The organism is Psychrobacter sp. UBA6739, from assembly GCF_002453835.1.
In the GTDB taxonomy this organism is placed as follows: Bacteria; Pseudomonadota; Gammaproteobacteria; order Pseudomonadales; family Moraxellaceae; genus Psychrobacter; species Psychrobacter immobilis_A.
The window spans coordinates 64,536-76,757 of the sequence record NZ_DKHR01000003.1; the positions used below are offsets into that span (position 1 = coordinate 64,536).

9 protein-coding genes are annotated in these 12,222 nt (G+C 42.4%); 5 read left to right on the top strand and 4 right to left on the bottom strand.

Features of this window, described 5'->3' with window-relative positions:
• Positions 1–5: 5 nt before the first annotated feature.
• From B2575_RS00645 to B2575_RS00660, 4 genes are all read right to left on the bottom strand, one after another.
• Positions 6–1,472 (bottom strand): di-heme oxidoredictase family protein, encoded by a 1,467-nt coding sequence (locus B2575_RS00645; RefSeq protein WP_296239724.1) that lies wholly within the window; start codon positions 1,470–1,472, stop codon positions 6–8.
• A gap of 234 nt (positions 1,473–1,706) precedes the next feature.
• Entirely contained in the window at positions 1,707–3,416 is a 1,710-nt protein-coding gene (locus tag B2575_RS00650; RefSeq protein ID WP_296239726.1) for a chromosome condensation regulator RCC1, read from the bottom strand.
• A 291-nt stretch (positions 3,417–3,707) separates the two neighbouring features.
• Positions 3,708–4,922, bottom strand: a complete 1,215-nt coding sequence (gene corA / locus B2575_RS00655) for a magnesium/cobalt transporter CorA (protein WP_296239728.1) — start codon at positions 4,920–4,922, stop codon at positions 3,708–3,710.
• Positions 4,923–4,996: 74 nt separating this feature from the next.
• Complete coding sequence (locus tag B2575_RS00660; RefSeq protein WP_045451983.1) at positions 4,997–5,386, bottom strand: DUF2237 family protein; 390 nt, start codon at positions 5,384–5,386, stop codon at positions 4,997–4,999.
• Between the two features lie 479 nt (positions 5,387–5,865).
• Between B2575_RS00660 and B2575_RS00665 the strand changes: the two genes are divergently transcribed.
• The 5 genes from B2575_RS00665 to rlmN all read left to right on the top strand — a co-directional run bounded on the left by B2575_RS00665 (position 5,866) and on the right by rlmN (position 11,932).
• A complete protein-coding gene (locus tag B2575_RS00665) occupies positions 5,866–7,173 on the top strand; it encodes an ATP phosphoribosyltransferase regulatory subunit (protein ID WP_296239732.1) in 1,308 nt (435 codons plus the stop codon).
• Positions 7,174–7,304: 131 nt separating this feature from the next.
• Positions 7,305–8,594, top strand: a complete 1,290-nt coding sequence (locus B2575_RS00670; protein ID WP_296239735.1) for an adenylosuccinate synthase — start codon at positions 7,305–7,307, stop codon at positions 8,592–8,594.
• Positions 8,595–9,010: 416 nt separating this feature from the next.
• A complete protein-coding gene (locus B2575_RS00675) occupies positions 9,011–9,427 on the top strand; it encodes a lysozyme inhibitor LprI family protein (RefSeq protein WP_060490620.1) in 417 nt (138 codons plus the stop codon).
• A gap of 437 nt (positions 9,428–9,864) precedes the next feature.
• A complete protein-coding gene (gene ndk / locus B2575_RS00680; RefSeq protein ID WP_296239739.1) occupies positions 9,865–10,284 on the top strand; it encodes a nucleoside-diphosphate kinase in 420 nt (139 codons plus the stop codon).
• Between the two features lie 406 nt (positions 10,285–10,690).
• Complete coding sequence (gene rlmN, locus B2575_RS00685) at positions 10,691–11,932, top strand: 23S rRNA (adenine(2503)-C(2))-methyltransferase RlmN (protein ID WP_296239741.1); 1,242 nt, start codon at positions 10,691–10,693, stop codon at positions 11,930–11,932.
• Positions 11,933–12,222: the final 290 nt, after the last annotated feature.

A 12,222-nucleotide genomic window follows, 5' to 3' on the forward strand; every position in this document is an offset into this window, starting at 1 on the left:
GAGCGTTAAATGCCCTTTAAAAAGGTCATTAATGTTTGTTTTTGCGTGGCGGATAACTGTGTAAAGCGCGTCTTTGTACTTTCTGCTTCACCACCATGCCAGAGTATCGCTTCAGTCAAGCTGCTGGCACGACCATCATGCAAAAACCGCGCTTCTGGATCACGTGCCACAATGCCAATTCCCCACAATGGCGGTGTACGCCACTCAAAGCTTTCTGCATTTTTCTCTTTCACGCTATCATCTAGTCCAGCGCCCATATCATGCAGTAATAAATCAGTATAAGGATAAATGTTTTGCTGTGATAGGAGCGGGAAGCGCTCACTATTGCCTGTTTTTTGCTTGGGTGTGTGACAGCCAGCACAGCCGACTTGCGCAAACAGTTGCGCTCCTTTATTAAAATCTGATAAATCGTCTATTCGCCTTTCAGGTACGGCAAGGGCGGTCATAAAATCGGTCACGGCGTCTAGACTGCTGTCTGAGACTTCTGGAGAGCCGCCATTCGCTGCTGTCCAACAAATAGGCTGATTTACCGTACAGTTAGGATCCATAAATACCGAGGTGGTCAAGCCCATATCTTGCGACATGGCATTGGCGTTTTGGGTACGTAGACTGCTGTTAATGGCTTTCCAGCCGAAGCGTCCTACTCGTTGTTGGCTGTTATTATTCACCCAGTGTACGCGGCCACTGATACCGTTTTGATTGTTATCATCAGGGTCAGCTGCCGCAATGATATTCGCTTCAGGAATCAGGTCGAGCAAGCCCATGCCGACCAATTGCGGTGAGATACGTCCGCTAATCGCTGTATTTCCTAAGGGTTGATTAGGGTCAGTTGGAGTAAAACTAAACTGTATGCCAGCAGGTTTATCATTTTGACTGGGCATTGCTGCGTAGCGCATGCTCCCTTCGGGATTGATACTTGTGGCAATACTTTGATGCTGCATTTGTTCACCGTAATAAGCATGTGGCAGGCCTTGCTTATTACCCAACCGGAATAAAATCGCATCACTTAGCTGACCATTGGCTGCATAAATGGGTTTGCGACCTTCAGCGCTATGGCATTTGGTACAGGCATTGGCATTTAACAGTGGCCCCACACCATCGAACAGTACGCGACCCTCATTTGCTGGTGTCCACTCGGTGATAAATAACTCACGTCCAGGTGATACCCCGCCTAAAGCGCTGCTCGGTAGATTGGGCATGATTTGCAAAAAAGGCTGTGATCCATTGGCGGCAATCGTAGCACTGCCACCTGCTGGCTGCCAGTTGGTATCGATTTCTGGAGTGTCAGGAGTAGTGGGTGGGTTGGGTGCGTTAGTATTGCCATCATTACTGGAATTATTTGAATCATCTGAGCCACCACAAGCAGTGAGCAGCAGCGCGATACTTACACTGAGTAGTGTGTTACGTATGATGGGAAGTGATGTATACAGTGAAGAATTTGATATGGTTGACGAGTTTGATCGTAAAAACATGGACTGACCTGAAATGGCTAGAATATAAGGGGTTAGAGTATATCTTCATCGTCAGCCTATTTAGAGGGCTGTCGATTTAATTGAGGATATCCTGAGGATTGTGCGATAAGCTACCGAGCATTAGTTAGGCGTATTGACTCAAACAAGCAGCATAAACGAGGCTGCTTGTTTGAGAATTTTATGATAGGAAATTCAACCAACTATGCACTGTTCGCTTCGTCATACTTAAAACACTTATAGCTGACTAGGTAAAGCAACTGGGATAGGGTTGTTATACATCCAAATATGAGTGGTGTCTTTGTTGCCGAGTGAGCCTTCAAAACTCCAGCCCCACGTAAATAAATGACCAGTTTTCAGCGCATTATTATCTTGGTCAAACGATTTTTCATGAGCAATCAGATGCATGGCACCCATGGCCATATTATCGATATTCTTGAGATTCGGCAGCTTATTGGTTGGTTCATCTAGGTCGTTGTAAATGGTCTTGCCTGCGCCATTTGTCTCCCCAAACATGCCCCATGCATAGAGAATACCATCCGTTGTTGATGAGCCATTATTAGTGGCGACATTGTCCAGTAACGCATAGCTGGCATTGCCATTGGCATAGACGCGGCGAACTTCTTTATCTGTAAACCAAGGCAGTTTGGTCGGTGAGGTAATGACATCTGCCCATGCCTTTTCGCTGCCATTAAATGTCTCACCATTGTAGCCCAATTGACTAGTGGCATTTAACCCCCAACCATACACTGCGTCTTTATTGGTCAATGCTAAGATATGGTCTTTGCCAGCCGTCAATTGGGTCACTTTTTCTACATCTATAGCGGGTTGGTCGTCAGCTTTTTGAGTGGCGTCATCTGTCTTAGCATTAATGGCGTTATTAATCGTTTCATTAATGACATGAATACGTACAGGGGTTGCATTGACGTTGATACAGTTGGTTGTAGTGTTACAGACTTTACCTTTGCCAAGGTTGGCGTAAGCATCGCTGCCCCAACCCCAAACCTGACCTTTGTCATCTAAGGCATAAGAGCTATTGCCACTGACAACCACCTGCACGATATGTCCTGCCTCTGTGGCTGCTGAAAAGTCAACTTTGACAGGTGTGCTGCTATCGGTGCTTGTATTATTACCAAGTTGACCGTGTCCATTGGCACCAAAGGCCCAAACCGTACCCTCTTCGGTCAATACCAAGTTATGGCTATAGCCGGGTGCGACCATGACGGCATTTTCGATACCTTCGATCGCGCTGATATCCAAACGACAGTCTGCAGTCTTGCTACAGTCATTACGACCCCCATCACCGCGACCCAGCTGCCCGTATTTGTCTTCGCCCCAACTATAAACTTGACCATTTTGAGCAATAGCGAGTGAATGATTTTGATTAAAGCCAATAGATAACAAATCTTTTGGTGCGCTGTTCATCAGCATCGGCGTGTCTGGATGTCCCATAATATCGCTGATTTTTGTGGTCAGACCGAGTCCTGTCTGACCATAGTTGTTGCGACCCCAACCATATAGCTGACCATCACGCAGGGCAGCGGTATGCGAACCACCTGCCGCTATGGTATCGCCTACGTAGATGGTTTTGGTTGAGCGCATGATATTACCAGCATTGTCTGTGGCTTCTAAGACAATGGTATTGCTACCTAGCGTTAATAAAATACGATCATCAAAATAACCGTCAGCATCTAGCGTTAGCGCTTGAGCTGATTCGTTATTATGCATATAGGTCAATGATTTAACGCCGCTGCTATCTTGTACTTGTCCTGAGACAAATACCGCGGCAACCGCGCTATAGCCATCAGTAAAGTTGCTATCAGTGGTTAGTAGTGGCGGTGTCCCATCTATGATAGCAGTGGCTGTGTCGGAATCACTGCCACAAGCAGTAAGAATCAAGGCTGCGGTAACGACCGCGACAGCTTGAGTAAGACGGGATAAACGCATAAAAACCTCGATAGATGCAAATTGACAATATGTCAGTACGCCAGCCGTAAAATAACAAAACCGTCCCATACAAATCCGACGGTTGTAGGGTTTGTGCTATTGACTGAGTCAATCGTATATGATGGCGTTGGAATAATAGAAATGGCGGCAAGAGTTTAGCAATAATAAATGTGAATAGTATTACAAATAAGAATTATTATCAATAATAAAGTGGAAAAACAGCACCACCAAGGATGCTGTTTTTAAAAGCTGAACGCTAACTACAAATGAAACATCAACTATAAATTTTGGTTATAACCATTTAAGTCTTTTAAAATTGTAATATAAATAGCCACATAATGATCCAATGATGAGCATGATGACAAAGTAGGAATATTGCCAATGCAGCTCGGGCATAAAATCAAAGTTCATACCATAGATACCCGCAATGGCCGTCGGTACAGCTAAAATACCTGCCCAAGCAGCAAGCTTACGCACCACCTCGTTCTGTCCCATATTAACCATGGCCATATAGGTATTCATGACCACACTCAGCATCTCATTCAGACCATTAATGGCGTCTAATGAGTGTAACAAATGGTCATTGACGTCGCGAAAGTAGGGCTTAGCGGCCTGAGAAAACCCAGAGACCATCTCGCTTTTTTTATGATTAATAAAAAAACTACAGATATCCTGTACCGGTAAAATAATCGCCCGCATGTGTACGAGTTGCGATTTGAGCTCATAAAGGTTTTTTAATGTACCTTTATCAAACTCATAGGTAAACACGTAACGTTCTTGCTCACGCAAATAGCGACCTAAACGATCGGTAATCGGCATATAATTATCCACGATAAAATCGAGAATAGCATGCAGTACAAATATCGGTCCCATACGCAGCTTTTCAGGGCGACGATGACAATGCTCACGGACAGGCGCATAGGAGTTTGATGGACCATTACGGATGGTAATCAAGTAGTTTTTGCCCATAAATATCGCGGTGGTGCCATAGCGAATGACATTGTCCTCAAGCTTAGCGGTACGCAATACCACAAACACCATGTCATTGTCATAGTTCTCGACTTTGGCACGCTGGTGATCGGCGAAAGCATCTTCGATTGCCAACTCATGTAGCCCAAAGGCTTCTTTGACTTTGACCATGGTTTCTAGGCTCGGATCATAGAGACCAAGCCAAATAAACTGACCATTATTATTTAAGGCACGACTAACATCGTTTAGCGCCACTTTATCGAGATTTTCACCCGTCTTACGTGAGTAAGCATAGCAATTGACGACTTCATCGGCACTCGACAAGTCAATATCTTCATAGCGTTCAGAGTCAGGATCGTAGACCGTCATGGTCTCGATGGTGTCCTCAGTGGTGGTATCAGCATCGCCATAGATATAGCTGTCATCATTGTCTAGATAGAGATATTCATCATTCATATCGGCGTAAATACGATTGATATTAGAGTTAGGTGCAATACGCGCGGTTTTTTTGATCAACTGGTCGTTATTGTTTTCCATACACCCTCCCTTTATAAAGTAAAAAACGTGTCACAATCAGAACTTATAATGATTGTTGTTAATAATGATCGTTATTAAAGGGCGTAACTTTTCAAAGTATCAATATCGACCAAGCTCAATAAGCTTTCGTGGCAAGCTTCTAGTTTGATTTGCGGGGCAATATCAAAGTCCAAAGCTTCAACCCAGCGTAACGCACAAATGCACCAATAATCACCAGGCTTAAGACCAGAAAATCCATACTCAGGTAGCGGCGTAATCAAATCATTGCCGCGACTGGCAGAAAAGTTCAAAAACTCGCTAGTCATCTTGGCGCATACGGTGTGCTGACCGACGTCATGGTTGCCAGTATGGCAAAAGCCATTGCGGTAATAACCGGTAATAGGGTCAAAGCAGCAGCTGGCAAGTGCCGTACCTAAAACGTTGGCTTGATTGTTGGCAGGGTTTGGGTGGTAATCAGATGACATAAGGCTTCCGAGATAAAAATATGGCTTAGTGTACCATGAGTCGGTATCGAAGGCGTTGTTCTCACTTTGCTCATTATTTTCTTTATCATATAAAATGATGGTAACCATTTTTGAGTCAACGATTACTTATATAGTCTATAGATAACCTTCATAGATTAAGTGCTGATAAGACGTAATTAGATAGTAATTGTGGCTAATTGTCACTAGGCGAACCTTGGCTGCTATGCTAAACTAAAGCATAAAGTGCCTTGATTATTTAACGCCGTTTATTAGCGCATAAAGATACTCGTCTTATCATTCTAAATTATACTTATTACTCACCCTTTTGCGGCTACCTAGTTTGTTTATAAATAATTGGGTCAATGATGTTGCGCGTTAAAAATAAAAATGCATGGCGTCAATGCAATTGTAAATATAACCTTTAAGTACCGCATCAGTACCGCGTTTTTGGTAAGCGATACGCCAAACAAGGATTTATTGTGTCTGTCAGTTCTGATTCTGCAAAACTTGCCCAGTTAAATACGACTAATGAAGCGGCGGCTCAGCCTGCTGAAAACACTGCTACCTCTACTAGCATGCCATATTTAAACAACTTTGCCAGCGACGTTGCCAATAGCTGGTTGCTGCCTGATGGGGTGGTGGATGTGCTGTTCGAAGATGCGCGTAAGCAAGAAGTGCTTAGGTATCAGCTGACTCAGCAACTTATTGCTCATGGTTATCAGTTGGTCAATCCACCAATGATTGAATTTACTGAGTCATTGTTGAGTGGCGCCTCAGAAGATTTAAAGCGTCAAACTTTCAAGATTATCGATCAGCTGACGGGTCGCTTGATGGGTCTGCGTGCGGATATTACCCCGCAGATCTTGCGTATTGATGCGCATCATGGCGGTACAGGTATTGCACGTTATTGCTATGCAGGTGATGTGATTCATACCTTGCCATCAGGGTTGTTTGGCTCACGTACGCCTTTGCAGCTCGGCGCTGAAATATTTGGCTGTGCTTCACTTGCCGCAGATATTGAGCTGATAGATGTGTTGTTTGGCATGATAAATAAGCTAAATATGAGTGCTGCACTACATATAGACTTGGGTCATGTGGCGATATTCAAACGCTTGGCTGAGTTGGCAGCGTTGTCTGATAATGACACTGAGCAACTCATGCATTTATATGCCAATAAAAACCTACCAGAGCTAAAGCGTGTCTGCCAGTTATTGTCAATGGGTGATGATTTTTATGCATTGGCACGTTTTGGTCATGATATTACCAATCTATTGGCGAGATTGTCAGAGACTGCACAGCAGGACACGCAAGTCGCAACTGCTATCAATGAATTACAACGCTTAAAAACACATTTACAAGACCAGTGGCAATGCCCTGTGAGTATCGATGTGACGGAATTATCAGGCTATCATTATCACACGGGTATTGTGTTCAACGGCTATATCAATAGTGAGACGCAACCTCTGGTACGTGGCGGTCGTTTCGATGGTATGCAAAGCGGCAACCAGTTAGCAATCAATCAGCCACGTGAAGCCACTGGTTTTAGTATGGATGTCAGTCGTTTGCTTGCACACACGCAGCTTGAGGCGCCCATTATCGTATTGGTCGACTATGAAGCATTGAGCAGTGCGAACCAAGAACAGAGACAGATACTGCTACAGCAGGTTGAGAGTTTACGTGAGCAAGGCTATCGTGTCACCATGCCATTGAATGCAGAGGATTGCCCAGTTGGTATGACGCATCGTTTGAGCTTTATAGATAATCATTGGCAGTTACAGAGTATTTAAGCATTAGTTTTTAATATTAATATTAGTATTATTACCATTTTTTAACGTCTTTAAAATCAAGATAACGAAAGTTATCACAGGTTTTAAACCGTTATTGCACACACCTCAATACATAAAGGTAAGGATTGATCATGGGTAAGAATGTCGTAGTTTTGGGTAGCCAATGGGGCGATGAAGGTAAAGGTAAAATCGTCGATTTACTAACCGAAAAAGCTTCAGCAGTTGCACGTTTTCAAGGCGGACATAACGCTGGTCACACGTTAGTTGTCGATGGCAAAACCACCATCCTACATTTAATCCCATCAGGTATTTTACGTGAAGGCGTTACCTGCTTCATCGGTAACGGCGTGGTGTTAGCACCTGACGCATTATTGAAAGAGATGAAAGAGCTAGAAGACAACAACGTACCAGTACGTGAGCGTCTGCGTATCTCTCCAAACTGCCCACTTATCATGCCGTATCATGTGGCACTTGACCAAGCACGTGAAGCAAAACGCGGTACTGGTAAAATTGGTACGACAGGTCGCGGAATTGGACCTGCTTATGAAGATAAAGTAGCCCGCCGTGCCATCAAGCTTGCTGACTTGTTCCGTGATGATTTAGAAGAAAAACTCCGCAACTTAATCGAATATCATAACTTCCAATTGACTCAATATTATAAAGTTGAAGCGATTGATTTTGATGAGACACTTAAGCTTTGCCAAGAGTGGAAAGAAGAGATTAAAGGCATGGTTACTGATGTGACCGAAGACCTTAATCAATTGCGTTTGGCTGGTAAGAACCTTATGTTTGAAGGCGCGCAAGGTACATTGCTTGATATCGATCATGGTACATATCCGTTTGTGACCAGCTCAAGCGTAACTGCTGGCGGCGTGTCTACTGGTACAGGTATAGGTCCATTGTACTTAGATTACGTACTTGGTATCACTAAAGCTTATACTACCCGTGTCGGTAGTGGTCCATTCCCAACTGAACTATTTGATGATGTTGGTGCGCATTTGGCTAAAGTCGGTCATGAATTTGGTGCGACCACTGGTCGTGCGCGTCGCTGTGGTTGGTTCGATGCGGAAGCATTACGCCGTGCAGTGGTACTGAACTCTATGTCAGGTATCTGCTTAACTAAGCTTGACGTATTAGATGGTCTTGAAGAGCTACTAATCGGTGTGGGTTATAACTTGCCTGAAACTGAATGTGCAGGTGCACATGATGCTGAATTCTATGAGTCAGTCACGCCTAAGTATGAGACGATGCAAGGGTGGAGTGAGTCAACCGTTGGTATCACTAACTATGATGAACTTCCAGAAAATGCGAAAGCATACATCAAACGTATCGAAGCGTTGATTGGTTGCCCAGTTGATATTATCTCAACCGGTCCTGATCGCGAAGAGACAATTGTATTGCGTGACCCGTATGATGCTTAGTTTCTTATCATAAAACTTAATTAGTTTAAGCGTTCATAAAAAATCCCAGTGCTGAGCATTGGGATTTTTTTATGAGTATTACCTTATGAGTATTACCTTATGAGTATTACCTTATGAGTAATAGTTTATGAGTAATAGTTTATGAGTAATAGTTTATGAGTAATAGTTTATGAGTAATAGTTTATGAGTAAATTCTCATCATTTTCTATTATGTGAACTATTATTAATGCCAAATGATAAAAAGTGTTAATCACTATTAATCTCTAACGATAAAAAATCAAGATATCTGGTAATTGCATAAATTGAGATAAGAAAAAATAGTATAAAAGAGAGAATTGCTAACATTATTCTGGTTTAATTGGTATATTATGTCATAAATGAATGTAATTTTATCAATATATAAAAAGGAAAACGTGATGAAAGCGACTATTATCAAGCACTCTATAGGCAAAACAGCTTTAGCGCTGCTAACGTCTGCGGCTTTTATGTTTCCTATGCTGTCATGGGGCGCGCAAAACTGTGATAAACCCAACAATGATTTTGATGATTTATATTGCTTAACGAAAGTATATTTAGAAGCGGATAAAGAGCTGAATAATTCTTATGCAAAATTGGCTAAGCAGTTAAATAGCCAGCAAAAGTCCAAATTAAAGCGCGGACAACTGGCGTGGATACGCGAGCGTAATGACCAATGTAGTTATAATAATGATGAAGGATTTTTTGTCAATATGGGCTGTGCGACTCGGGTGACGACTGAGCGAGTGAACTTCTTAAATGATCGTGTGCGTGAATGTAGCGCTGGCAGTTGCCGCGACAGCCGCTTAGGCGAGTAGTTGTTTTTTAGTATTGCTTGAAAGCAGTGACCTTCATAGCTGCGTATTAACAAAATCCCTTAGCATTATATGCTGAGGGATTTTTGTTGGTAACACTACATAGAGTTTTCGCTAAGTTGGTTTTATGCTCATTAATGACAAAGATAGTTAGCGATGAGATACGTAGAGCAAGAATCTGCTATTGATTAATGCTCACTTTGTCTTAAAATACGCTGAGGTAATAAATTTACTTTTATGCAAGGTGCGGTCATAAATTAACCCTATCATTTATAGCGCTAATCATTATAATAGGCAGCAATCCTGTGTTGGCGCTCATATTATCGCATTGATAGACCATGAGTTATTTAAATATGCCTAAGTCAACATTGCGGCCAAAGATAAAACAAAGTATTTACCATCTCATTTTTATCGAATTCATTATTTATTAGGAGCTTTTCATGGCTAACGAACGTACTTTATCTATCATCAAACCTGACGCAGTAGCTGGCAACAACATCGGCGCTATCTACGATCGTTTTGAAAAATCAGGTCTAAAAATTGTTGCCGCTAAAATGATGCAACTTGATGATAAAAAAGCGGGCGGTTTTTACGCTGAGCACGCTGAGCGTCCATTCTACAAAGATCTAGTGTCATTTATGACTTCAGGTCCAGTATTGGTATCTGTATTAGAAGGCGAAAATGCGATCGCTAAGCATCGTGATATCATGNNAAAAGACGCCGCTGAAGGCACTATTCGTGCTGACTTCGCTAGCAGCATCGATGAAAACGCGGTTCATGGTTCAGATTCAGCTGAATCAGCAGCACGTGAAATCAGCTACTTCTTCAATGAAGAAGAAGTTTGTGCACGTACGCGTTAATATAGTAAACCAAATATAGTCTGTTACGGTGTCAGACTCGCTTAATGTACTCAATGTACAATTGGCGCTTGTCTTCCTTGTACCAGCTCTATATTTGACTCACTATGCACTAATAGCTTATAAAATTGACTATAAATTATTAGTGTGGCAAGACGGCTTATATCTTTTGGTATAAGCCGTTTTAGCTATTATAATAGTCTGACTATGCATTGAAATTTTAACTTTTCTCCCTCATTATTGGTTTTATATAGCGTTATCAATCCTTTATCAGCATATTAATTTTAGCTTTTGGTAAAAAATGCGCTCATAACGGATTGCTCATGCACTCATATATTGAGTACGTCTAGCAACACCCATCTCAACAATTGCATCGCTTATACCAGTAGATGCAAAAAGGTTATTTATTATGTCAACTGCTCAAACTCCTATTCAAACTGACGTCCAACACGTCCCTGCTAAGACTACTAAGAGTATAAAATTAGTAGACGAGGCTCAGGCGAAAACCAATCTACTAGGTATGACACAAGCGCAGCTGGCGGAATACTTTAAGAGTATTGGCGAAAAGCCGTTTCGCTCGACGCAAGTCATTAAGTGGATATATCAGCAGGGTGTCACTGATTTTGAGCAAATGACCAATCTGAGTAAATCTTTGCGTGATAAATTATCAGCCAATGCCTGCGTCATTCCGCCAAAAGTGATTCATCGTCAATACAGCGATGACGGCACGCGTAAATGGGTCTTTGAAGTCACGGGTGGCTCGTTGGTCGAGACCGTACTAATTCCCGCAGATGACAGCAAATTAAACGGTCGTAAAACCTTGTGTATTTCTTCGCAAGTGGGCTGTGCGCTCGACTGTAGCTTTTGTAGTACGGGTAAGCAGGGCTTTGAGCGCGATTTGACAGCGGCTGAGATTCTTGGACAATTATGGGTGGCAAATGCCTCTTATATGACCGATGAAAATGATAGTTTAGAAAATGTTGACCATAGTTTATGGGAAAACAACGTCACCAATGTGGTCATGATGGGTATGGGCGAGCCGTTATTAAACTATCGCCCCGTTGTCAGCTCGATGGAATTGATGCTCAGTGACCATGCTTATGGTTTATCAAAACGCCGCGTTACTTTGTCGACTTCAGGTGTGGTGCCAAAAATGTACGAGTTGGCACAGGAGCTTGACGTGGCTTTAGCGATTTCATTGCACGCACCAAATGACGAGCTGCGTAATGAGCTAGTCCCAATTAATAAAAAATATCCATTAGAGCAGCTCATGGCGGCAGCGAGAAATTACGTTTTTGAAGTAAATCCGCGCCACAAAAAACACGTGACTATTGAATATGTGATGCTAGATGGTGTCAATGATAGTAATGAGCATGCTGAGCAATTGGTCGCATTATTGGGCGATTTACCAAGTAAGATTAACCTGATACCGTTTAACCCGTTCCCTCATGCGAATTATGATAAGTCGAGTAATAATCGAATTCATGCCTTTAGTAATATATTAAGTGAAGCAGGTTTTGTTTGTACCATACGTCAAACTCGTGGTGATGATATTGATGCGGCATGTGGTCAATTGGTTGGGCAAGTTGCTGATAGAACGCGTCGTTCAGCCGCATGGCAGCAAAGCATCAAGGATCGTGAAAGTATTTAGGATGATGGTTATATAAATGGTGAATAGACATTTTCGATGTAGCATCGTATTTGTCTTTTATCTGTCGCAATGGTAATAAAAATGTAGCAATAACGATTAGTTTGGATGTGCACAGTAATTAATGACAACTAAATTGTACTTATGCGGGCTAAATCTATTAAACTGATGCCTCGAGGATCGAACGCATTGAATCACAGTTTTATGATGGCGGCTATGATGACTTCTAGAAATTCTTGTCAGTTCAATTATCAAAAAATATTTTCTCAGACTTATAAGCGATTGAGTACAGC

What these genes read in the sequence shown, in the direction of transcription:
- B2575_RS00675 (WP_060490620.1), top strand. Translation starts at nt 9,011, where the DNA reads ATGAAAGCGACTATTATCAAGCACTCTATAGGCAAAACAGCTTTAGCG.
- B2575_RS00650 (WP_296239726.1), bottom strand. Translation starts at nt 3,416, where the DNA reads ATGCGTTTATCCCGTCTTACTCAAGCTGTCGCGGTCGTTACCGCAGCC.
- B2575_RS00660 (WP_045451983.1), bottom strand. Translation starts at nt 5,386, where the DNA reads ATGTCATCTGATTACCACCCAAACCCTGCCAACAATCAAGCCAACGTT.
- B2575_RS00645 (WP_296239724.1), bottom strand. Translation starts at nt 1,472, where the DNA reads ATGTTTTTACGATCAAACTCGTCAACCATATCAAATTCTTCACTGTAT.
- rlmN (WP_296239741.1), top strand. Translation starts at nt 10,691, where the DNA reads ATGTCAACTGCTCAAACTCCTATTCAAACTGACGTCCAACACGTCCCT.
- B2575_RS00670 (WP_296239735.1), top strand. Translation starts at nt 7,305, where the DNA reads ATGGGTAAGAATGTCGTAGTTTTGGGTAGCCAATGGGGCGATGAAGGT.
- corA (WP_296239728.1), bottom strand. Translation starts at nt 4,922, where the DNA reads ATGGAAAACAATAACGACCAGTTGATCAAAAAAACCGCGCGTATTGCA.